General features: G+C 48.4%; 16 protein-coding genes. All 16 read left to right on the top strand.

The window, feature by feature from the left end:
* The first annotated feature begins 203 nt into the window (after positions 1-203).
* The 16 genes from ADU23_RS11925 (at position 204) to ADU23_RS11995 (ending at position 23,779) form a co-directional block, all read left to right on the top strand.
* Positions 204-5,510, top strand: a complete 5,307-nt coding sequence (locus tag ADU23_RS11925; protein ID WP_157265736.1) for a choice-of-anchor I family protein — start codon at positions 204-206, stop codon at positions 5,508-5,510.
* A 323-nt stretch (positions 5,511-5,833) separates the two neighbouring features.
* Positions 5,834-8,638 (top strand): phosphoenolpyruvate carboxylase, encoded by a 2,805-nt coding sequence (ppc, locus tag ADU23_RS11930; RefSeq protein WP_053377593.1) that lies wholly within the window; start codon positions 5,834-5,836, stop codon positions 8,636-8,638.
* A 190-nt stretch (positions 8,639-8,828) separates the two neighbouring features.
* Positions 8,829-9,473 carry a class I SAM-dependent DNA methyltransferase gene (locus ADU23_RS11935; protein WP_053373942.1) on the top strand — a complete coding sequence of 215 codons (645 nt, stop codon included), beginning with the start codon at positions 8,829-8,831 and terminating at the stop codon, positions 9,471-9,473.
* Positions 9,474-9,638: 165 nt separating this feature from the next.
* Entirely contained in the window at positions 9,639-10,781 is a 1,143-nt protein-coding gene (locus ADU23_RS11940; RefSeq protein ID WP_053373943.1) for a S1C family serine protease, read from the top strand.
* Between the two features lie 720 nt (positions 10,782-11,501).
* A complete protein-coding gene (gene sigW / locus ADU23_RS11945) occupies positions 11,502-12,068 on the top strand; it encodes an RNA polymerase sigma factor SigW (RefSeq protein ID WP_053373944.1) in 567 nt (188 codons plus the stop codon).
* A 123-nt stretch (positions 12,069-12,191) separates the two neighbouring features.
* On the top strand, positions 12,192-12,830 hold the full coding sequence (locus ADU23_RS11950) for a zf-HC2 domain-containing protein (protein ID WP_053373945.1): 639 nt from the start codon (positions 12,192-12,194) through the stop codon (positions 12,828-12,830).
* Between the two features lie 141 nt (positions 12,831-12,971).
* Positions 12,972-13,814 (top strand): diadenylate cyclase CdaA, encoded by an 843-nt coding sequence (gene cdaA / locus ADU23_RS11955; protein WP_053373946.1) that lies wholly within the window; start codon positions 12,972-12,974, stop codon positions 13,812-13,814.
* Positions 13,807-15,201, top strand: coding sequence for a CdaR family protein (locus ADU23_RS11960; protein WP_053373947.1), 1,395 nt, complete (start codon positions 13,807-13,809; stop codon positions 15,199-15,201). Before cdaA ends, ADU23_RS11960 begins: the two co-directional genes overlap by 8 nt.
* Before the next feature lie 62 nt (positions 15,202-15,263).
* The gene (gene glmM / locus ADU23_RS11965; protein ID WP_053373948.1) at positions 15,264-16,604 is read left to right on the top strand and encodes a phosphoglucosamine mutase; all 1,341 of its coding nucleotides are present in this window, start codon (positions 15,264-15,266) and stop codon (positions 16,602-16,604) included.
* Between the two features lie 567 nt (positions 16,605-17,171).
* The gene (glmS, locus tag ADU23_RS11970) at positions 17,172-19,004 is read left to right on the top strand and encodes a glutamine--fructose-6-phosphate transaminase (isomerizing) (RefSeq protein WP_053373949.1); all 1,833 of its coding nucleotides are present in this window, start codon (positions 17,172-17,174) and stop codon (positions 19,002-19,004) included.
* Positions 19,005-19,468: 464 nt separating this feature from the next.
* Positions 19,469-19,777 carry a hypothetical protein gene (locus ADU23_RS32735; RefSeq protein WP_157265739.1) on the top strand — a complete coding sequence of 103 codons (309 nt, stop codon included), beginning with the start codon at positions 19,469-19,471 and terminating at the stop codon, positions 19,775-19,777.
* A gap of 207 nt (positions 19,778-19,984) precedes the next feature.
* Positions 19,985-20,185 carry a hypothetical protein gene (locus ADU23_RS11975; protein WP_053373950.1) on the top strand — a complete coding sequence of 67 codons (201 nt, stop codon included), beginning with the start codon at positions 19,985-19,987 and terminating at the stop codon, positions 20,183-20,185.
* Positions 20,185-20,523, top strand: coding sequence for a hypothetical protein (locus ADU23_RS11980; protein WP_053373951.1), 339 nt, complete (start codon positions 20,185-20,187; stop codon positions 20,521-20,523). The genes ADU23_RS11975 and ADU23_RS11980 overlap by 1 nt, the downstream gene beginning before the upstream one ends.
* A gap of 334 nt (positions 20,524-20,857) precedes the next feature.
* A complete protein-coding gene (locus ADU23_RS11985; protein ID WP_053377594.1) occupies positions 20,858-21,538 on the top strand; it encodes a response regulator transcription factor in 681 nt (226 codons plus the stop codon).
* On the top strand, positions 21,535-23,298 hold the full coding sequence (locus ADU23_RS11990) for a sensor histidine kinase (protein WP_053373952.1): 1,764 nt from the start codon (positions 21,535-21,537) through the stop codon (positions 23,296-23,298). Before ADU23_RS11985 ends, ADU23_RS11990 begins: the two co-directional genes overlap by 4 nt.
* The gene (locus tag ADU23_RS11995; RefSeq protein ID WP_053373953.1) at positions 23,291-23,779 is read left to right on the top strand and encodes a hypothetical protein; all 489 of its coding nucleotides are present in this window, start codon (positions 23,291-23,293) and stop codon (positions 23,777-23,779) included. The genes ADU23_RS11990 and ADU23_RS11995 overlap by 8 nt, the downstream gene beginning before the upstream one ends.
* The last annotated feature ends 155 nt before the right edge of the window (positions 23,780-23,934 follow it).

Below are 23,934 nucleotides of genomic sequence, written 5' to 3' on the forward strand. Positions count from 1 at the left end.
TCTATAGGCTCGTTTTCATTTATATTATGGTGCGACGGAATGAAAACTGTATATTAATAGGAAAGGATTTTCGTCACGCTGAATTGGCTGAGCATAGACCGCATATGAGCGTTTACCAAAGCTTAATGGAAAATTAATCATCACAAAATAATCGTACTCTAGTATAAGGTTTAACTTCAAACCTATAGGAGAGTGAGATTGTCTTGAGGATTTATAGTAAAAGATTGATATCCTTACTGTTAGCAGCGGAGATTACAGCGAGCCTGATGCTGCCTGCCGGATCTGCTATGGCAGCAGACTTGCCGTTGTCAGGAACACCTTATACAGTGGGCAATAGCTATGATGTTACCGTCCCTCATGTCATTATTAATCAAGTATACGGCGGGGGCTTGTCTACGGATTCTGCGATTCTTCTCTCCCACGGTTTTATCGAGCTTTACAATCCCACGAATAGCGATATCGATCTTTCTGGATGGTCCTTGCAATATACGGATCGTGGGTCCAGCGCTCAGACAGGTCCAACTCTCCAATGGCAAAAGCTTGATCTCTCAGGAACGATCAAAGCACATTCCTCTTTTCTTGTTAAAGGCGCCTCAACAGGTGCGACTAGTCCCAAGGTGAATCTTTCGGCAAAAGGCGACCAATCATGGGAGCGTTTTATTAATAACAAAGGGCTTAAAGTAGCTTTGATGAGCAATCAAATCCAGCTGACGGATGCGAATCCTTTTGAAACAAAGCCTGCTGGTTATGTCGATATGATTGGATCAGGAAGCAATGACAACGGCAGCGATATTGACGGATTTGAAACCGCTTATCCTACAGGCCCGACTGAGGGCACATCGAAGAAAAAGGCAATTCGCCGAAGCGATTTCGCGGATACCGACAATAATAAAATAGATTTTAAACAAATTGATTATGAAGTGGCAGCTGGAGCAGCTTTGCTTGCAGTATCGCCTCGCAGCGGGTCTGACGGTGCTTGGGGGCCAGGCGTAGTCGAGCCTTTAACGATTACCACCTCAACTCTTCCTGATGGCTACACTAACTCTCCATATAACGCGAAATTGGATGCCGCAGGTGGGGTAGCGCCTTATTCCTTCACTGCTTCCGGCTTGCCTGATGGGCTTAGCCTTGCGTCTAATGGCGCTCTTACAGGTACACCAACTTCCGCTGCAGCTGGAGCATCCGTAACCGTTACCGTAACGGACAGCACAGCAGGAACGCCTATTACGGTAGACAAGTCCTTTACAATCACGATTAATGCCGAAATAGCGCCTGCAAACCATGTGATAATTAATGAGGTTTATGGCGGAGGCGGGAAAATCAACAAAGCTGTTCCTCCCGTTGCTTCTCCTTATCTTTATGATTTTGTGGAGTTATACAACCCGACTGCTTCGCCTATAGCTCTGGACGGCTATCATTTAAGATACAGCAATAAAGGCGCAACGACGGTTCAAGGCTACGATTTTGAGAAAAATGCGATTATCGCGCCTCATGATTACTACTTAGTTCGCCTTGAAGCGACTTGGGGAAATACGAGCGATAAAAACTATGGCGAAGCCTACTATGCCGATGCCTACGCAAGCACAAAAGAGCAATCGATCGGCATGTCTGACACCGATGGAACGGTGGAGCTTTTTAATGGAGCTTACGCGGCTTCTGCTGTTGTTGATGCGGTTGGTTTCGGAGCCGTGCAGACTTCGCTGCACGAGGGCGCTTCGGCTGGTAACGGCACATCGCTCCCTGCGGCCATTAAAGGTGTGCGTCGCATTAACTTTCAAGATTCCAACAACAATGCTGCCGACTTCGCGGTAGTTGATCCGTCGCCAACTCAATCCGGCAAAGCGGAAGGAACGGTTGATGTTATTCCTGGCTTCGTTAAGCTTATCGGATCACTACAAAAGCTTGCCGCAGATACAGCTGTAACGATTGAAGGCTTGGTCACGACACCGGCCGTTAAATCCGACAACAGCCAAACGGATTCGGTGAGATATATCCAATCGTTCACGGGAGCGATTGCGGTTGAAGGATTGGACCCTTCTATTCCAGTCGGAGCAGAGGTGCGGGTTACCGGAACTGCTGGTCTCCATGAAGGAGAAGTGCGGGTGAAGGGCAATCCGCAAGTCACGCGACTGAACAATAACGTATATAGCTTGAATAAAGAAGATACGTTCGATAGCTCTATGCATACAGTAGACAAGTTTAGTTCGATAACGGCTGAGATGTATGGCAGAAGAGTTTCGACTACAAGCAAAGTCAAAGTTTTTGACAAGGCTGCTGGTACGATAAAGCTGGACAATGATATGCTGCTATATATTAATGGCGCATTCCCGCAGGTAGCGGCTGGCGATATCGTGCAGGCGACCGGAGCACTAGCTGTTTTTGGCGGCGAAGTTCGTCTGACAGTAGCAAGCGCGGCATCTGACTTGGTCATTAAGCCTGCTTCAGCTGAATTTGTTGATAAACTGAGCATCTCAAAAATCGGAGAATACTCGGTTGGTCTGTCCAACAAGGACGGCGGAGTTGCCGAGATCGTTAAATTCAACAAAGACAACGGCAAATTTTATCTCGTGAATGGATCTGGAAATCCGCCGAGCCTTGACATTGTAAGCTTGGGTAACGGAACCGGCACGTTGACGAAGGAGAAAACCGTACTCGTTAAGCCGCTGGCAGAGACGGAAGGTTTTGCGTACGGCGACTTGACCAGCGTAGACATCAATACGGCGACTAAGCGCGTTTCCGTATCGGTACAAGAGGCAGATTCCATGAAGCCAGGCAAAATACTTGTACTCGACTATGACGGCAATCTGGTTGCCACTTATACGGCCGGCGTGCAGCCCGATATGATTAAGTCGACGCCTGACGGCAAATACATTCTGACTGCGGATGAGGCGGAGCCGCGTTCGGGCGCAACAGATCCGAAGGGCAGCATTACCATCGTCAACACAGTGGATAAAACGGTTAAGCTGGTGTATTTTGATGACCCGTCCGTCATTGAAGATGGCGTGCATATCCGCGGACCTGTTGACCCGGCAGATGGCAAAATCAAATCCAGAGGCACTAAAGCCGATGCCGTATATGATTTGGAGCCGGAATATATCAGCTTATCCGAGGATAACAAGACAGCTTATGTGTCCTTGCAGGAGAATAACGCAATTGCCATTATTGACATCGCAACAGGCAAGGTGAATGCCGTTAAGGCGCTTGGCCTAAAAGATTATAACGATGTCCACAACTCGCTTGACCTTCAAAAAGACGGCGCGATCAAGCTGGAAAACGTACCGTTCAAAGGCATGTACATGCCTGACGGTATTGCCACGCACATGATTAACGGTCAAACGTACCTGTTTACGGCTAATGAGGGCGATGTGACGGAATGGCCTAACCGTACGAATGGAAGCACCATTGGCGCATTAAAAGGGAAGCTCGACCCGAATTCGGAGGCAGCGAAATTCCTGAATGGCAAAACTGCCTATGACGGCGTAGAAGTAGCGAGCGATATGGGCAACGACGGCATCTACATGTACGGCGGACGCTCCTTCTCGATCTGGAACGCAAGCTCGATGCAGCAGGTGTATGACAGCGGCAACGATTTCGAAACGATTACCGCTGCTCGTTTGCCGGCCTACTTCAACGCAAGCAACAGTAATTCCACGATCGACAATCGCAGCGGCAAAAAAGGCCCTGAGCCGGAAGATATTAAGGCCGGTAAGGTAGGCAATAAAATCTTTGCTTTCGTAGGCCTAGAGCGCATTGGCGGCTTTATGACCTACGATGTAACCGACCCTGCGAAAGCGACATTTGCGAATTATACGAATACGCGTGTGTTCAAGGATGGTCAAGGCAAGGACAACCTGAACACCGATACGGGTCCAGAAGGCTTGGAGTTTATCCCGGCTAACATTAGCCCGACAGGCAAACCATTGCTGCTAGTTGCTTACGAAGTGGGAGGCAAGGTAGGCGTATATCAACTGGAAGTTACGAGAGTAAAGGTTGATAAAACGGCCCTTTCCTTGAAAGTAGGAGACGCGGCCGCGAAGCTGACAGCTACGGTTGAGCCAGTAGGCGAAAGTGCTGCAACGGCGACATGGTCGTCCTCGAATGCGAACGTAGCAACAGTTGACGCAGGCGGGAATGTAAAAGCTGTAGCGGTAGGGACAGCCGTCATTACAGCGCTTAGCGCGGACGGTTACGGTTCGGCCGAGACGGTAGTAACCGTTGCGCGAGCCGATGTTGGCGGAGGAGAAACACCACCGCCATCGCCAACACCAAAACCAACGCCAACTCCAGGGGCTCCTGCTACATCGATTGAAAATGGCGACACCGTAAAAGCGGTAACCGTGCTTACGTCAGCTATGGATAACAGCGGCAAGACCTCCGCTACAGTAACGTCAAAGCAATTGGCTGCGACACTTGCGGCGCTGGATAAAGCAGGAAACGGAAAGCCGGCTGCCGTCGAATTTAAGATAGCCGCAGCTAATGCTGATTCCGCAACGATTCGTTTCGAGAAGGAGACGATTGCACAGCTTAAATCAAGCAGCCTTCAAACGTTAGATTTGAATGTCGGGCTTGGCGTCATATCCTTTGATAAAAAGTCCATTGGAACGTTGACGGCGGCAGCCGGGAATACGGAGCTTTCGGTCTCGGTCAATAAAGCCGATAAGACAAAGCTTTCCGCTTCTAATCAAGCAGCTGTCGGCAGCCATCCGGTGTATAACATTGACGTTTTGGCAGGCAATACAGCAATTCACGATTTGAGCGGAGGCAATGCCCGTATCAGCATTCCTTATGTGCCGCAAGCGGGTGAAGACAGCCACGCCATTGTTATCTACTATATTGCAGACAATGGAGAGCTTATCGTTGTACCTAACAGCGTGTACGACGCGCAGACAGGCCAAGTTTATTTCACGGTAAGCCATTTCTCCACTTACGGAGTTGGTTACAGCCATGTGGATTTCCGTGATACGGCAGCAAGCTTTGCCAAGGATTCCATCGTGTATCTGTCCGCCAGAAATATTATCGGCGGCATGGGCGAGAACAAGTTTGCGCCGAAGGCCAACATGACGCGAGCGGATTTCACGCTTATCCTTGCCCGAATTGCGGGCGTTCAGTTGGACAGCTATAAGTCTACGAGCTTTAGCGATGTGAAGGCATCCGACTACTACGCGGCCTCCGTAGAATGGGCTTCCGAGAAAGGAATTACCGGAGGCATTGGAAGCGGGAAGTTTGACCCAAAAGCGAACATCAGCCGTGAGCAGATGGTGGCGATGATCGCTAGATTCGCTGAGTATATGAAATACAGCCTGCCAGCGAAAACAAATGGCATAACATTTGTAGACGATTCATCCATTAGCGGCTTTGCGAAAGAAGCGGCAGCTGCCGTGCAGCAAGCAGGCATTATTAACGGCAAATCGTATGCGAGCAAGGAAGGCAGTTATTTTGCGCCAAAAGATTTCGCGACAAGAGAGGAAGCAGCAAAAATGCTGGCCAAGCTTGTACAATTAATGGCGTAATACAATCGAAGCAGGGCCGCAACGACTCTTATAGAGAGGCGATTGCGGCCTTTTTTTGGAAAGCTGATTCAGTAAATGTTGAAAGGGATAAATTAACTTATGATGAGGATTCAAAATAAGCGGGTTCCCCGCAAGGCTTGCGCCAATCCGATTTTGTGAGATTGGCTGCAGGGCTTCAACCCTGTAGGTTTTTGTAGTATGATGGTAGAAGTCAAAAAACGTTCATGTTGTACATGCAAGCTTCCGAAGCGATTTTTGCTTCGCAAAAACAAGTAAATGCTTACGGAGCGATCTTTGCTTCGCAAAAATTTAGGAGGAACAGTATGTCGGATCAATCTGCATCTACTTTGACGACAAACCGGCAGCAAGCTAACAATTTGCTGCGACGCGATGTCCGCTTTCTAGGCAACATTCTTGGTGAAGTTCTCGTGCATCAAGGCGGCCGCGAGCTGCTTGATATCGTGGAACGGATTCGTGAGCAAAGTAAAGCGCTTCGCGCTGAATTTGTACCGGAGTTATTCGATCAATTCAAAGAAAACGTATCTTCCCTAAGCCCGGAAATACGTCATCAAGTCATCAGGGCGTTTGCTATTTACTTTCAGCTCGTTAATATTGCCGAGCAAAATCACCGGATTAGACGGAAACGCGATTATGAGGTTTCTGCCGGCGAAACGGTGCAACGCGGCTCAATCGAGAGCGCTGTTCAGGATTTGAAGGAACGGAATATCGCGATCGAGGATGTTCAAGATATTTTGAGCAATATTTCGCTTGAGCTCGTCATGACTGCACACCCGACCGAGGCGACTCGTCGCGCGGTGCTTGATATTCATAAACGGATCGCCGTTGATGTGATGGAGCTTGATAACCCAACATTGACGTACCGCGAGCGCGAGAAGCTGCGTGAGAAGCTCATGAATGAGGTTCTTATTTTGTGGCAGACCGATGAGCTGCGCGACCGTAAGCCAACCGTTATCGACGAAGTTCGTAACGGCCTGTACTATTTTGACGAAACGTTGTTCGAGGTGCTGCCTAACGTCTATGAAGAGCTAGAGCGCTGCCTGAGCAAATATTACCCGGACGAGAAGTGGCATGTGCCTGATTACTTGCGCTTCGGCTCATGGATTGGCGGTGATCGCGACGGTAATCCATCCGTTAAGGCAAATGTCACTTGGGAGACGCTGACGCTGCACCGCCAGCTGGCGATTCGCAAGTACGAAGAGAAGCTTGGCGAGCTTATGGATCTGCTCAGCTTCAGCACGAACCTGGTTGAGGTATCTGACGAGCTTGTTGAATCGCTTCGTTCGGACCGCGAGCATGTTGAACTGAAATGCGTTGATCTATGGAGAAATACGAAGGAGCCTTACCGCATTAAGCTTGGCTTTATGTTGGAGAAGCTGGCAAATACGCGCGATGAGTCGCTTAAAGGCTCGCAAATGCGCTATAACCACCCAGAGGAGCTTCGTGAGGATTTGCTCGTTATCGACCGCAGCTTGCGCCATCACTATGCCGATTATGTAGCAGATACGGCACTGGCTAAGCTTGTTCGTCAAGTTGAGCTGTTCGGCTTCCACCTCATGGCGCTTGACGTTCGTCAGCATAGCCAAGAGCACGAGAATGCGATGTCCGAAATTTTGGCGAAAATGAACGTGGTTGCAGACTATGCATCCCTTTCGGAAGAAGAGAAAACGGACCTGCTTCACCGCCTTCTGAATGATCCAAGGCCGCTTACTTCGGGCCATCTGGATTACACGGAGTCAACGCGTGAATGCTTGGACGTATACCATACGATTTACCGTGCGCAGCAAGAGTTTGGCGTTAATTGTATCTCCAGCTACCTGATTAGTATGACGGAAGCGGCGAGCGACATGCTTGAGGTTATGGTGTTCGCGAAGGAAGTTGGCCTGTTCCGCAAGGAGGCTGACGGTTCTATCCGCTGTACGCTGCAATCGGTACCGCTGTTTGAAACAATCGACGATCTTCACGCAGCGCCTGCAATTATGAAGCAGCTGTTTGAAATGCCGATCTACCGTCAAGCGGTAGAAGCACGCGGCAACCTGCACGAAATTATGCTCGGCTACTCCGACAGCAACAAAGACGGCGGTGTGGTTACGGCGAACTGGGAGCTGCGCGTAGCGCTTAACGAGATTACGGCTGCCGGCAAAGAATATGATGTAAAATTGAAGTTTTTCCATGGTCGCGGCGGAGCGCTTGGCCGCGGCGGAATGCCGCTTAACCGCAGCATTCTTGCACAGCCGCCGCATACGGTTGGCGGAGGCATCAAAATTACCGAGCAAGGCGAGGTTCTTTCCTCGCGTTATTCAATGCAAGGTATCGCTTACCGCAGCTTGGAGCAAGCAACTTGGGCGCTTATTACGGCAGCTCGCTTGGCAAAATATCCAGAGCAAGCACCGCAAGCGGAAGCCGAGTGGGATGAAATTGCACGTTCGATTTCCGAGACTGCGCTCGAGAAGTATCAGGATCTTATTTTCCGCGACCCGGATTTCTTGACGTATTTCAAGGAGTCGACTCCGCTGCCTGAGGTTGGCGAGCTGAACATCGGTTCACGTCCGTCCAAACGCAAAAACAGCGATCGCTTCGAAGACTTGCGCGCGATTCCTTGGGTATTCGCATGGACGCAAAGCCGTTACTTGCTGCCGGCTTGGTATGCTGCGGGTACAGCGTTTAAGCAGTACCTCGACCAGAACGAGGGCAATCTCGAAACGCTTCGAACAATGTACGAGAAGTTCCCGTTCTTCCGCTCGCTTATCGATAACCTGCAAATGGCTCTGGCCAAAGCAGATCTCGTTATCGCGAAGGAATATGCGGATATGATCAAGGACAAAACGGTCCGCGATCGTATTTTCGAACAAATCGAACAAGAGTATAAGCTGACTTCTGAGCTTATTCTAAGCATCACAGGCCAAACGGAAATTTTGGATAACGTTCCTGTCATCCAAGAATCGATCCGATTGCGCAATCCGTACGTCGATCCGCTCAGCTACATGCAAGTGCAGCTGCTTAGCGAGCTTCGCGCTCTTCGTGATAACGAAGAGGATGATCCGCAGCTGCTCCGCGAGGTGCTTCTCACGATCAACGGAATTGCAGCCGGCCTTCGGAATACGGGCTAACAAACAAGCTTGCCGCTTGGCAAGCATGACTATCACAAAGCCAGCCATGGCATACGCCGTGGCTGGCTTTTTTTGCATTTGGAGAAGACGTCCTGTCGCCATTTACGAACAACCATCATATGCTGATTATAAATACCTTTAATCCCATGTGATCGATGAGGATTAAACGTGTGAGAGGATGGGCGAGGCGATGGGAAGAGAGTTTATCGATCTATTTGACCATTGGGCGGATCATTATGAGCTTACGGTACGGGGGCAGGACGAGGAATATTCCGAAGTGTTTCAAGGTTATGATGCCATACTGGAAGCGGTAGCGGAGCGCTCCTACGGAACTATTCTTGAGTTTGGCGCCGGAACGGGCAATCTGACGGAGAAGCTTCTTCGGCAATCCTCCACCGTTTACGCGGTTGAGCCGTCGGCTGGCATGCGCGCCCAATTTGAAAAGAGAGGTTTAAATGCCGTGCTGCTAGACGGCGACTTCCAGCAGTTCCCGACCATTCCGGTGAAGCTGGATACTATCGTAAGCACGTATGCCTTCCATCATCTGACCGATGAGGAGAAGGAGCGGGCAATCGCATTTTACAGTACGCTGCTCGGAGAGAGCGGGCAAATTATTTTCGCAGATACAAGCTTTGAGAATGAAGAGGCACGCAAGCAAACCGAGCTTGCTGCAGAGCAGGCGGGTTATACGAATTTGTTAAAGGATTTGCAAAGCGAGTATTATTCTACGCTTGATTTGCTCGAGAGGATATGCAAAGCCCATGGCCTTTCGGTTGTTTTTCGGCAGCTTAATCGTTATGTCTGGCTGATGCATGCAACAAAGGAGACCGTATAAGGTGAGCCTCGGAGTAATTATGCCATATGAACCATTCACAAGAGCTTATCAACGTAAGCTCTATTTTCTTATGTTCATTTATATTCCGCTTAAGTTTCGTTTAAGGTACATCCTGCATGATAGGTACATAGGAAACAAACATTAACATTTGAGAGGATGATAAAAATGAACGAGGAAAACAAGCGCACGGATGCGAGTAACGATACTTATACGGCGGCCGATCCTTCCCATACATCGAACCAAGAAAACACGAATTCCGTTACTACTTACGTCTATGAATCTAGCAGATCAACAAATGAGCTCAGAGCATCTTACGAGAAGGAGCTTGGACTCCAAACGGACAAAAGCATACCTCCTGAAGCGGGAGGCAAACGCAAAAAACGTTCCGCTGGAGGCTCGGCTAAGACGCTGGTTGCTTCATTCTTAATCGGTGCGATCGTGATTGGCGGGTTCTCGTATATGGCGGATAAAAACAACATGTTCAGCGGCGGAAATGAGCAAGCACAGGAAAACGCGGGCTCAAGCGTAGTCAGCAACTCGGCTCAGCAGGACGCCGGATTATCTACCGCGTCGCTCAAAACAAGCGATGACATCGCTTCGGTCTACGCAGCAGCAAGCCCGGCAGTGGTCAAAATTGAAAATTATGCGGAGCCTGCCCGTTCGAATTCGATGTTTGATGATCCCCGTTTCCGCCAATTTTTTGGAGACGGCCAATCGGGCGGCGACGGACAGCAGCAGCAGCAGGAAAGCAGCGGCGAGCTGCAGCTGACTGGCTCGGGAACCGGATTTTTCTTTGAGCAGGATGGTTATATTTTGACTAATGAGCATGTCATTGCGGATGCGAAGGAAGTGAAGGTTACCGTTCAAGGGTACGACGAGCCGCTTACCGCGAAGGTGCTTGGCTCAAGCTACGAGCTGGACTTAGCGGTGCTGAAGGTGGAGAGCCCGGACGGCAAAGCATTCCCATCCCTCAAGCTAGGAAGCTCGGATGAAACCAAAATTGGCGACTGGGTTATCGCAATCGGCAATCCCTATGGCTTCGACCAGACGCTTACGATGGGCGTGCTGAGCGCGAAGGAGCGTCCGATAACCATTGCGGATGAGCAGGGTGATCATGAGTACAAGCATTTGCTGCAAACCGACGCTTCGATCAATCCGGGCAACTCGGGCGGACCGCTCCTCAATGAGAAGGGCGAGGTGATCGGCATTAATACGGCGGTAAACGCTGAGGCACAGGGCATCGGCTTCGCCATTCCGACTACAACCATTAATCAGGTGCTCGAGAAATTGAAAACAAACACTTTGTAATCACAAAAGAGAATTGTAAAAGGTCTGGGAGACATCTGTCTTCTAGACCTTTTTTGACATAAAAAATGGTGAAAACTAGCCGGAAGTCGAATCGTCAACTAGCCTAAGGTCGATTGCTGACGCTGCGTTAAACGTATATAATTGGCAGAACGATCAGTACTCGCTGGAGACTGGCAACAATGAACTTTAGAAAATGGACCATGCTCGCCGGATAAGGCATAGGCATGACTGCATTCCAACATAAACCTTTGAAGAAATTGGAAGATTACGTCTCATTGGTCTTGCTTTTTCAGTTCATGTGGATTACGATTTTTCTAGAGTGTTTATAGCTTTGACGCTGGCCTGCATACCGGCAAATTATCGCGATTCTTGTCGAATAGGCAGATGCGCTGCTTGCTGCCGGGTTTGCCGGAGCAGAATCATTTCGCAATGATGAATAGCGCAGGGGGCTTAAGCGGCCTGTCATCCGCGGTTACATAAAGTTTGTTTCTGTTTCTCACAGGCCGATTGCTGAGCGGATTATGATTCCGTCAACAAATCTGCGATGATGATAACGTTCGGTTATATCGTAATCGCTTTGCTGCACGGAATGAGGCTAGGGCAGGCGAAGGCGAATGAACGCTTATCGGATATGGGATAGCGCTTGCTCAGCTAGGCAGCGTTATTCCGGCAATGGGCAGGGCGATCAGCCGAACGAACGGAAGGTTTGGAGGAGTTAAGGTGAATGTATTGGAAGCACGCCTGGCGAAGTTAGCGCTCAAAGGCGATCAGCAGGCATTTGCTGAGCTTGTAGACCTCTATCAAGATAAGCTCTTTCATATGGCATATCGAATGTTAAACAGTCGCCAGGAGGCGGAGGATGTCGTGCAAGACACCTTTCTTCGGGTGTACAAAAACTTGGATAGATACGATGATACGCTAAAATTTTCGACATGGATCTACAGGATCGCAACGAACCTGTGCATCGACCGGCTGCGCAAGCGCAAGCCGAGCTATTCGCTTGACGCCGAGTCCTCGGAGCACGAAGGACTGGACGGTTATTCGATGATACCGAGCGACAATCGGACGCCGGAATCGGAGCTGCTGCTGTCGGATACGCAGCAGATTATTCATGCAGCCATCGCATCGCTGCCGCCAAAATATAAGAGCGTGATGACGCTTCGCTATATGCAGGATCTATCTTTGCAGGAGATTGGCGACGTGCTGGACATGCCCGTAACGACGATTAAGACGCGCGTTCACCGCGGCAGGGAGTTTCTGCGGAAGAAGCTCGAGCACAAATTATAGGTTGTGCACGGGCACAACTTTTTTGATTTCGAAAAAAAGTGAAACATCCCCTCTTTAGCTACGTATCCTAATAGCGAGAATAGAACTTAATGCGCGAGCATCTGAAAGAAAGGACTGGCTGCTATGAATTGCAACGTCGCCATCGTATGGATGCATGACTATTTGGACGGCGAGCTGCCCGTAGAAGATATCCTTACGTTAAAATCTCATTTGCTTTCCTGTCCGGCTTGTCGCAGTCGGTTTGAACAGCTCCAGAAGACGGACGCCGCGGTGTTCCATACTGTAGAAGCGATTAAGCCAGCCGCGGATTATGACAAGAAGGCATCGGAGCTATTAACGCAGCGGATTATGCAGCAGTTGCCGAAGAAACAAAGCAAGCAGCGGAACGGGATCGTAAGATTTATTTATCGCTATCCTGGAGTAACCGCTGCTGCTGTATTTGTACTCGTTATGTTAGGAAGCTTCTTTACCATGTGGGAAGAGGACACTAAGCTTATCGTAGCAGGCGAGGATCTTCAGCAAGTCATCATAGAAGGAAACACGGTAATCGTTCCGGAAGGCGTCCATTTAACGGGTAACCTGACGGTCGAAAATGGAATTGCTGATGTAAAAGGCGAGATTGACGGCAACGTAACCGTAATCGACGGCACTTTGAATTTGGCATCTACCGGACATATTGCGGGGCAGAGCAGGACCATTGATCAAGCGCTCGACTGGTTCTGGTATAAGGTGACGCAAACTTTTGGCGGAAATATCCGTTAATGTATGCCGCCTCCCTCTCGCAGGGAGGCTTTTTTTATTTTTTTTTTGAAAAAAAGGATTTCCAATCCCACATCTAGAAAATAATAAAGTTGAAAACCAATAAAGACAAGAATAAGGGGATCGGCTGTTGGGGGTTGGCATATGAGTTATTTCGCAGATTCGACTTGGCATGACTGGTTAAAGGACATCATCGATGTTGGCATAGTCAGCTTTATTATTTATAAAATGATTTTGCTTGTACGCGGAACCCGTGCGGTTCAGCTGTTGAAAGGGATATTTATACTCGTAGCGGTATGGGGGCTGAGCACCTGGTTCAATTTGTACACGTTAAAATGGCTTATGAACCAGATGTTCACATTCGGTATCGTGAGCGTGCTCATTATTTTTCAGCCTGAGCTTAGACGTGTGCTTGAGCAGCTTGGACGCGGAAAGTTTTTTGCGCGAGCCTATTCGCTTGACAAGGATGTCGTTAATGAACAAATTGACGGTGTCATTAAGGCTGTCCGTTTTATGGCAGAGCGCAAGATCGGAGCGCTGATCGTTTTCGAGCGCAGTACGGGACTCAGTGAATTGATTGAATCGGGCATCCGGATGGAATCGAAAATTACGTCGGAGCTGCTCATTAATATTTTCACGCCGAACACGCCGCTTCATGATGGTGCGGTCATTATTCGCTCCAATCAAATTATGGCAGCTGGCTGTTACTTGCCGCTGTCGGAGAACCCTTTTATAAGCAAGGAGCTTGGTACCCGTCACCGCGCTGCTATCGGGGTAAGCGAGGTAACGGATGCGATTTCGGTAACCGTATCGGAAGAAACGGGGCAAGTATCCTTATCGCTCGGAGGCATGATCGTTCGGGATATTAACGAGGAGTCGCTAATTTCCAAGCTATTCGATGAGCTGACACCAAAAACGAACGCACGCACGAAGGAACGCGTTACCGTGTCATCCCTGTGGAAGCGGAAAGGAGGCCGTGATGGATAAATGGCTTAGTCATCCCACCGCGCTCAAAATCATTTCCGTATTAATAGGTCTGCTGCTCTGGGGGATTGTACATATTGATCCCGGCACGTCGCCTCAGACCGTAACGACAACCAATTTTGATACAAAGACGATAGAGGCATCCGTTATTACGCCAGAGGGCCTAGATGCTGACAAGTACGTGCTTACCGCCATGGAACCAACGGTTGTAAGGCTTAACGTACAGGGCCGGCTCTCCGATCTGCTCAAAAATTCCTCACTGGATGATTATGTCGTGAAGGTGGACTTGAAAGGGACGAAAGCAGGCATGCAGGAGCTGCCCTTGACCGTAAGCTTACCTAAAGGAATTCAGCTCATCGACATGTCGCCGCGTACCGTAATGGTGCAAATCGAGGAGATTTTGACGAAGCCATTCGAACTTCAGGTTGTTACCGAAGGAAATCCTGCACCTGGATATGTAGTAGGCGCCTCAACGATCGTAGCGCCAACGCCAGCCGTACAGGTTACGCTGCCAAAAGATGATATGAGCCGCGTCGGGCTGGTCACGACGGAGGTTAATATCGACGGCGCTGATAAAACAGTTGTGAACAAAAAAGCTAAAGTTCTCGTATATGATACAGACGGCATTGAAATGACGAATGCAATCATTTCTCCGGAAACCGTTCATGTAGAGGTTAAGATTACGCCGCCATTTAAGTCGCTGCCATTGCAGGTCCGCTATACCGGCACTTTACCTGACGGGCTCAGCTTAGTATCCGTTAAGCCGGCTATCGATAAAGTCACCGTATACGGCGAACAGAAGGCGTTAGATGAGCTTAAGGTTTATGATGGCGTGGTGCTCGATCTCTCGAAGGTGAAGGAGTCGGGCAGCATTCAGGTGAAGGCCGAGCCAATTGACGGCATTAAATCCGTTGATCCGGGTGAAGTGACGCTTGACGTGGTCGTAGCGCCTAATATTACACGGACCTTTACGGGATTGCCTGTGACGATCGAGGGGCTGGCAGCCGGTACCTCTGCCGTCATACGTACGCCTGCGGATGGCAAATTTAATGTGACCGTCAGCGGAGCGGAATCGGTGCTGTCTGGGCTTAAGGCAGAGGCGATTACGGTTATTGCGAATACGGAAGGGCTCGCGCCAGGCTTGCATGTCGTAACGCTGCAGGTTGATGTGCCTGCTTACGTATCTACAGTTCTTACAGAAGGGCAGAAGCTGACCGTTTCCATCGAAATTATCAATGATGCAACTGCAGGAACCGGGGGAGACAACTCAGAGGAAGTCGGGGGAACTCCGACGGATGAGCCTCCTACCGCTACACCGCCGCCAGATACCGCCGAGGAGAACGGTAACAGCGGCGGCAACGGTGGCAGCGGCACGAATACGAATCCTTAAACTAACTAGCAGATATAGCAGATGATAACGAACGCAACATATAACAAAGGAGCATTTTAACTATGGGGAAATATTTTGGTACTGATGGTGTGCGGGGCGTAGCCAATCGCGAGCTTACACCAGAGCTGGCTTACAAGATCGGCCGCTGCGGCGGTTATGTGTTGACACACAAGGCGAAGAAGCCTAAGGTTGTTATCGGTTTGGATACACGGATTTCCGGTCCGATGCTGGAATCTGCGCTAATCGCGGGCCTATTGTCTATTGGTGCGAGTGTAGTGCGCCTTGGCGTTGTTTCTACACCGGCAGTCGCTTATATTACGCGTGAGCTTAATGCGGACGCAGGCGTTATGATATCGGCATCGCATAATCCAGTAGAAGATAACGGCATTAAATTTTTTGCTGGCGACGGCTTTAAATTATCGGATGATACCGAGCTCGAAATCGAACAATTGATTGATGCTCTTACAGATGAATTGCCACGCCCTGAAGGCGGGGATATCGGAGCGGTATCAAGCGATAAAGGTGCTAAGCAGCGTTATTTGGACTATTTGAAGACAACGATCAAGGGCGAATTCAGCTCTTTGAAAATCGTGCTTGATTGCGCGAACGGCTCCGCTTACGAGCTGGCTCCATCCGTATTCCGCGAGCTTGGCGCGAACATTATTACGGTAGGCGCAGAGCCGGATGGGCTTAATATCAATGCAGGCGTGGGATCGACGCATCCTGAATACTTGCGCGAGCAGGTGCTGCAGCATGGCGCGGATCTTGGTCTTTCTTTCGACGGGGATGCCGATCGTCTGATTGCGATTGACGAGAAAGGCGAAGAGGTAGACGGCGACTTTATTTTGTGCATTATTGGCGATGCGATGAAGCGGGCCGGCAAGCTTAAGGAAGACACGATCGTAACGACAGTTATGGCTAACATCGGCTTCTTTAAAGGCGCGGAGCGCATTGGCCTAAAAACGGCTCAAACGGCTGTAGGCGACCGTTACGTGATGGAAGAAATGCGCCGCGGCGGCTTCAACCTTGGCGGAGAGCAATCCGGCCACGTCATTTTCCTTGACCATATTACGACTGGCGACGGCATTCTTACTGCGCTTCAGCTTGTCGATACACTAGCAGCTTCCGGCAAAAAGTTAAGCGAGCTTAAAGGGCTTATGCGCAAATACCCGCAAAAGCTTGTTAACGTTCGTGTAGCCGATAAGAGCTTGTATCAAGGCAATACAGCCATTGAGGAAGCCGTTAAACGCGTGGAGCTGGAGCTTGGCGACAACGGCCGCGTGCTTGTCCGCCCATCGGGGACGGAGTCTTTGATCCGCGTAATGGCGGAGGGGCCTGAGAAGGACCAAGTCGAGGCTTATGTTGCGCAGATTGCTGATGTCGTTAAAAGTGAGCTAGGTTAATTTTATAATATGGTGTCGAAGGCTTGTCGGATCTTGTTGCTGACAGGCCTTTGCTGCCCTTTTTTGGAAAATAAGCGTGGATATTTTCAAGGAAAGGTTGCACAGCAGCAATAAAATGAATATGATAGGTAGTATGATTCAAGAAGGAAAGCGAGGATAGAGGTTATTTAAGCAAGTTAAGCGCCAGAGCTTGCGTGATGAACGATCTGTTGTAGAGCTGGGAAGAAAAGCTTGAAGCGGGTGTTCATACGGGAAGCTGACGAGGTGAAGGTGTTCGAAACATTCGGCGGGGACCTTCCGGTATTTGCAAGCCAACCGAAAGCTGTTACGTAAAACGGCCGGGCGACCGGTCATACAATCGTGCAGCAGGCTGCTTATTTTTTCATGCAATTATCGATTACTCCCGTATGTCCAAGATGCCACCGGTGGGGTGGGCACGGGCAGAGGGGTTACATTTTTCCGCTATAACTCGGAACTGATCTGTGACAACTTCATATTGCCTGTGCCACGCATTGGCAGGCATCCGACAAGGACGGGAAAATAACCTTATCGGAGGCCTATTAAATTATGTGTGGAATTGTAGGATATATTGGTAAACGCGACTCTCAGGACATTTTGCTCGAAGGATTGAAGAAGCTGGAGTATCGGGGTTATGATTCCGCCGGTATCGCTGTCTTCACGAAAAACGGGCTCGAAATTACGAAGTCCAAAGGTCGTTTGGCTAACCTTGAAGGCTTGCTGCGCGAGGAGCCGCTTGAAGGCTCTGTCGGAATTGGCCATACTCGCTGGGCAACTCACGGGAAACCGTCGGATGTGAACTCCCATCCGCATACCGACAACACGGCGAAATTTTCCGTTGTCCATAACGGAATCATCGAGAACTACTTGAACTTGAAAGAAGAATTGATGCTTAAAGGGCATATTTTCGTGTCGGAGACGGATACTGAAGTTATTTCCCATCTTGTCGCTGACGAATATAACGGTAATATCGTGGAAGCCGTTCAACGCGCGGTTAAACGTATGCGTGGCGCGTTCGCGCTTGGCGTATTGACAGAGTTTGAACCTGATCGTCTTGTTGCTGTACGCTTTGCAAGCCCGCTAGTAATCGGTGTAGGCGAAGGCGAAAATTTCATTGGCTCGGATATTCCGGCTATTTTGGAGCATACGCGTAACGTATATATTTTGAACGACGGCGAAATGGCGATCTTGACACGTGATGCTGTCGAAGTGATGACGACTGAAGGCGAAACTATTTCCAAGGAAATATTTCATGTCGATTGGGATCTTGTAACGGCGGAGAAAGCCGGATTTGATCACTTCATGTTGAAGGAAATCCATGAGCAGCCAAAAGCGTATCGCGACACAATGATGAGCCGTATTTCCGAAGACGGCAAATCTGTTGAATTAAAAGAGCTGGGCATGACAGCTGAATATATTAAATCGATTCGCAAGGTACAGATCGTAGCATGCGGCACAGCTTACCATGCAGGTCTTGTCGGCAAATCGGTCATTGAGTCGCTTGCGCGCATCCCGGTAGAGACGGATGTTGCATCCGAATACCGTTACCGCTCGCCAATCGTAACGCCGGATACGCTAGTAATCGTTGTAAGCCAATCTGGCGAAACGGCAGATACGCTTGCGGCTCTACGCGAGGCACAGCGCAACGGCGCTCGCGTGCTTGCGATCACGAACGTAGTCGGCAGCTCGGTTGCCCGTGAAGCGGACCATGTGCTTATTACATGGGCTGGTCTTGAAATTGCGGTTGCTTCGACAAAAGCATACACATCGCAGCTGATCGCATTTTATCTATTTGGCTTGCATCTGGCTAGCACGCTTGAGACGAAAGACGCTTCTTATATCGCGGAGGTCATTGCTGCAATGCATGAGCTGCCTGCACAGGTAGAACGTATTCTAGAGCAAGCGGCTGTGCTTAAGCAGGTTGCGGAATCGATTTCGGTACACAAGCATTTGTTCTTCATCGGCCGCGGCGTAGACTACGCAGTCGCGCAAGAAGGCTCGCTGAAGCTGAAAGAAATTTCGTATATTCACTCCGAAGCTTATGCTGCTGGTGAGCTGAAGCACGGAACATTGGCGCTTATCGAGGACGGCATTCCTGTTATCGCATTAGTAACGCAGGAAGAGCTGTACGAGAAAACGCTAAGCAACATCAAGGAAGTTAAAGCGCGCGGCGCACATGTCCTTGGTATCGCGAACGTAGGCACAGAAGACGAAGTCATGAAATCCGTCGACGAGCTATTCGCAATTCCGAAGACGCTGCCGATCTTGTCACCGGCGTTGTCGGTTATCCCGCTGCAACTGATTTCCTACTATGCTTCGCTTGCTTTGGAGCATGACGTGGATAAGCCGCGGAATTTGGCTAAGAGCGTTACGGTGGAGTAGGGAGTTAGGGGTACAGTGTTCGGTTGTGTTAACATCCACCAAACTCTAAAGCCCACCATTAAAACCATGCACAAAGCTTATAAAGTCTAATTACAAGCCGAACTGATTTCAGGCATTTCCACCTGAAAGCACTCGGCTTTTTCTTTCTATTTCAATCTCTTCCTCGATCTTTTTCCCAATCAATATTCTCGTAATCCCTTGCCTGTTCTAGTTTTATTCCTATTTTAATCTACGATTTTTTATACCAAATTCCAATAGATTATGAAGGAATATTTCATGAAGAGATAAAAAAGAAAAAGGGGGAGGTAGAGTCAATACTACTTGATTTAATTAAAAAGAAAAAATATGAGGATACATTTGATATCACTGAAAAATATGATCAGACAGTAAATGTTGATGTCACCTTAGATGCTATAAGGACAATAGTTAAAATCCGACAAGGTGTTTATTCCGGCTATCTAGAATTGATTAATATTCCGGATGATTATAACGGAATAATGTCAAATGAGATATTAACTTATAAAAAAAAGTATAAAAGAGATCTTGAAGAATATTCAGCTACATTATCTAATCTAGATCGAATCCGAAATCAACCCAAAAAGGTTTCCCCTCAGATAGGAATGAGTTCTGATGAAGTTAGATCTTCAAGTTGGGGTGCACCTGAAGATACAAACAAAACAACTACTAAATACGGTGTCAGTGAACAGTGGGTTTATGCTAATGGTCGTTATGTTTATTTTGATGATGGTGAAGTAACTGCAATTCAAGAATAGCCAAATTATTTACTGAAATAGGCTTGCTTTTTTCGTTCAACTAGGGACACGATAGTACCATGACAACAGGCTGCCAGATCATCGGCAGCCTATTCGGCTAGCTGACAGTTATATATGAACGAGATGTAAATTAATATGGAAATAGGAAATATTAAACAGTGTCATGTTACAATTGTAGAGTTGTATAAATAAAGCTGGGAGTTGGATATGCGTATTCACAAGAAGAAATTGTTTGTCATAGCTGGGCTTATTACTTTATCAATAGCCTTAGCTGGCTGTGGTGGGCCAGCCAACGAGAATATAGGGATTGGAAATTCTGAAGAGGCCGCAAAGAGTGAAGTTGCTGAGACTGCTGCAGCGAAAGAAACCAATACGGATACAGAAAATGTAAACATACAATTCTCGTAATGTATGCCGAAGATGATGTGACGAAGAAAAACACAGCGAACAACATAACCCTGTCGTTTGAAGCTACGGATTCGCGATGGCGAACTGCAGAGGAAGCATTACATGACTCTTCCTCGGTCATTCCAAGTGATGCTGTCAAGGTCAAGGAATATACAGATAACGAAGTCCGTAAGGTCTTTCAGTATGAGAGTAAACTCCTTGCAGATCGGCTGAAAGGATATTATGATTTCGCTGTAACTCTCGATCCCGAATCAAAGCCTGGTATCTTCATCGTTATCTTGAAGCACGATGATAGTGGTATTATCTCGGTTGTGGTTGGGGCAGGTAATAATCCATAAGATTGGAGAGAAGGAACTAAATGGCGTTAAACATGCCAATTTATTCTCGTCGCAGTTATTAATTTGATGTGCTGGACTAAATTTAAGGATAGCTACCATGCGGGAAGTGTTTGTAGATCACTATGCTATAATCGACGCAATGAATTTAACGAGGATAGTTTATCGAATAGAGCATTTGCTGCTAACGGGAAGCTGCTGGCCAATAAATGAGTCGGAGAAGTACATAAAGTTGATTCATTCATTTGAAATACACACAACGTACACAGGTGTCCTTTAAAGTAGGTTGTGGGAGTAATAAAACTTAGAAATGCAGGCGAAAGCGGAGTGCGGTGGAATGAAACGAACGATATTGCTGGTTGAAGACGATACGCTTATGCGAGAGGTGATAATGGACTATTTCAAGAAGGAACAATGGGACGTGTTTGAAGCGGAAAACGGGAGGGTCGCGCTTGACATTTTTGAACAGAATTCCGTTGATTTGGTCGTCCTCGACATTATGATGCCGGAAATGGATGGATGGTCGGTATGCAAACGTATCCGGGAAAAATCGGATGTCCCGATTATGATTATGACTGCCAGAGCAGAGGATGACGACCAGTTGATGGGGTTCGAGCTTGGCGCCGATGAGTACGTAACGAAGCCCCTGAGCCCAAGGGTATTGGTAGCCCGCGCTACTACTTTGATGAAGAGAACGGAAGGGACGATGGGACGCGAGGGAGATACGCTTGTCTATGGTGATTTAATGGTGAACAGGTCGGCATATACCGTCTTTGTAGCGGGTACTAAGATCAATTTGTCACCTAAGGAGTACGATTTGCTCCTCTTTCTCATCAAACATTACGGCAAGGTGCTGTCGCGAGAGTATATTTTGGACTCTGTCTGGGGGTACGATTATTTGGGGGATTTGCGAACGGTGGACACCCACATTAAAAAGCTAAGAGCAAAGCTCGGAGACGAAGGACGATCGATAGCGACAGTTATTCGTTCTGGATATAAGTTCGAGATGGGTCGATGAAAAGAAGAGGTGTAGCCCTTAAACTATTCGTTGTCACTTCCGTGTTGATCCTGCTTGTGTTCACCATATTGCTGCTTGCACAAGGATTGTTTTTCGAGCGGTTTTACCGTATGTCTAAAATTAATGTTTTAGAGAAGAGCATGAATAAATTCGCTCGCCAATACAAAGAGGCGCAATCGAGTGAACGACAGGTGTCACGACTGCTAGGTGTATTCATGAATGAGCATGATACGAGTACCGACATCCTGAATAGCCGATTTGAGCGAACAAGCACACATCCTTATTATTTGGAACTGGAAGCTGGCAGCAAGACGATAACGATTCAGATTTCTAAAGAAGGCATGACTGTGGATCAAATCCCCCAAAAGATTCAAATAGGCGAGACGCTGGTGGTTGATGGGATCTTCATGAATGAGGATGATACGATTATGCATCCTGTTGTTATCCAGCAGACCGATACCGTTCTCAAAGAGGGCTTAGTACGCGTGCGAGGAAAAGTAACGGATCTCATGCTGCCGGAGCGGCGGTCATATAATCCGCTTTATCAGGATGCTCTTGTCGATGATGTGCTTCTAGATTGGAATTCGCAAATGGAACAATGGCAGTCAAGGCTGCGGAGCGGTTCGGTCTTGCAGCTGGATTGGCAGGATAAATGGAGTGGTATCCCCTATACGGTTCTCATACGTCTGCTCTCAGAGGGCAACGAAGAGAATAGCTATTTATTCGTTATGACCTCTATGCAGCCTGTAGGGGAAGCTGTCGGGATTCTTAAGCAATATGTCGTTTATTTGGCGCCGCTTATGGTTCTGCTTGCGATTGTTTTGTCTTTGATTTATTCCAGAATTGTCTCCCGTCCCTTAGTGCTGCTTAGCCGCTCTGCAGCGAGTCTTGCCAAGCTGGACTTTACGGAGCAGTCAGCAATCGATTCGAAGGATGAATTCGGGGAGCTGTCGAGAAGCATGGTTGCGTTGTCGCGGAATTTGGACGCCTCCATGAAGGAGCTTACCCATGCGAATGCGATGCTTCAGGAGGATGTGGAGGAGAAACGGCGGTCCGAGCAGCTTCGCAAAGAGCTGATCGCGAACATTTCTCATGAATTGAAGACGCCGCTCGGGATTGTGAAAGGCTTTGCGGAAGGGCTGCAGGACGGCGTGGCGAGCGACAAAAGCGAACGTTATCTGGCCCTCATCGTCAATGAAACGGATCGGATGAATGCATTAATTATGGATATGCTGGAGCTGTCCAAATTCGAAGCGAAGGCCATTCAGCTGCAGCCGAGAAGCTTAGCTCTGGCAAGCCTGATTCAAAGGGTGAGTGATGCATTCTCTCAGCAATTGGAGATGAAACAGCTTCAATTGCGGATAAACGCGGATAAAGAGGAAGAGGAAGAGCTGCTAGTACGGGCTGATCCCAGACGCCTCGAGCAGGTCATTCTGAATTTCATGAGCAACGCCATTCGGCATGCCGATGTGAACAGTGCCATTACGATCGGCATCCAGCGAACGGCACCAGGAAAAATAACAACCGTCATTGAAAACATTGGACCGCCGATTCCCGAAGAGGATATCAGTCGGGTCTGGGATCACTTTTACCGGGCGGAGCGTTCACGGGATCGTAAATCCGGTGGAACGGGACTAGGACTCGCCATCACCAAGCATATTTTGGAGCTTCATGGAAGCGAGTATGGCGTGGAGAACACGAAGCAAGGCGTAGCATTTTCTTTTACATTAGATGAAAACGGAGGAACAACCTATGACTAGAACAAAATATATGTATTTGATATCAGCTTTGATCGTACTGCTGCTGGCCAGCGCATGCGGCAATCAGTCCAACAACGAATTAGACGCTACGGCTACACCTATAACGAAGCCAGAGAACGAAGCAACAGGCGATCAAGCAGCGGATACGGACTCTGACAAGAAAATATTAATTATCATTGACCAGACGGAAAAGCCAATTGAGGGCAACAGCTTCGATTTTGTCGTGGAGCAGCTTTCGGAAGGATTTGCTCTTGCCGAAATGCAGTGGGTGTCCAAGGAAAACCAAATCATCAATTCGGTTCAAGTAGCCATTGAACATGGAGCAAGCGGTGGAGACGGCTTCTATATTAGCGGCGACGGACAATTTACTGGATTCTTCTATCCGGATGCGATGAAGGGCGAGAAAGGGCAGGTTGTATTCGTGTTCAAGAATGAGCAAGGCAAGGAATTAACGTGGAAAAAGGAAATCACTTTGAAATAAACATCAATGTTCATGTCAAAAGCAGCCGATTGCGGCTGCTTTTTTCATGTAGATGCGCTTCATAGCCGTTTACCGGAAGTTTTGTGAGGTTGAAGAACCATACTCTTACCGGAAAATAATAAGCACAAAGTTGCCTAAATTTATAACAGACAAGG

It is taken from the genome of Paenibacillus sp. FJAT-27812 (genome assembly GCF_001273905.1).
In the GTDB taxonomy this organism is placed as follows: Bacteria; Bacillota; Bacilli; order Paenibacillales; family Paenibacillaceae; genus Pristimantibacillus.

Excerpts from the sequence above, each read along its gene's own strand:
- ppc (WP_053377593.1), top strand. The coding sequence starts at position 5,834 with ATGTCGGATCAATCTGCATCTACTTTGACGACAAACCGGCAGCAAGCT.
- ADU23_RS11935 (WP_053373942.1), top strand. The coding sequence starts at position 8,829 with ATGGGAAGAGAGTTTATCGATCTATTTGACCATTGGGCGGATCATTAT.
- ADU23_RS11940 (WP_053373943.1), top strand. The coding sequence starts at position 9,639 with ATGAACGAGGAAAACAAGCGCACGGATGCGAGTAACGATACTTATACG.
- ADU23_RS11950 (WP_053373945.1), top strand. The coding sequence starts at position 12,192 with ATGAATTGCAACGTCGCCATCGTATGGATGCATGACTATTTGGACGGC.
- cdaA (WP_053373946.1), top strand. The coding sequence starts at position 12,972 with ATGAGTTATTTCGCAGATTCGACTTGGCATGACTGGTTAAAGGACATC.
- ADU23_RS11960 (WP_053373947.1), top strand. The coding sequence starts at position 13,807 with ATGGATAAATGGCTTAGTCATCCCACCGCGCTCAAAATCATTTCCGTA.
- glmM (WP_053373948.1), top strand. The coding sequence starts at position 15,264 with ATGGGGAAATATTTTGGTACTGATGGTGTGCGGGGCGTAGCCAATCGC.
- glmS (WP_053373949.1), top strand. The coding sequence starts at position 17,172 with ATGTGTGGAATTGTAGGATATATTGGTAAACGCGACTCTCAGGACATT.
- ADU23_RS11975 (WP_053373950.1), top strand. The coding sequence starts at position 19,985 with ATGCGTATTCACAAGAAGAAATTGTTTGTCATAGCTGGGCTTATTACT.
- ADU23_RS11980 (WP_053373951.1), top strand. The coding sequence starts at position 20,185 with ATGTATGCCGAAGATGATGTGACGAAGAAAAACACAGCGAACAACATA.
- ADU23_RS11985 (WP_053377594.1), top strand. The coding sequence starts at position 20,858 with ATGAAACGAACGATATTGCTGGTTGAAGACGATACGCTTATGCGAGAG.
- ADU23_RS11990 (WP_053373952.1), top strand. The coding sequence starts at position 21,535 with ATGAAAAGAAGAGGTGTAGCCCTTAAACTATTCGTTGTCACTTCCGTG.
- ADU23_RS11995 (WP_053373953.1), top strand. The coding sequence starts at position 23,291 with ATGACTAGAACAAAATATATGTATTTGATATCAGCTTTGATCGTACTG.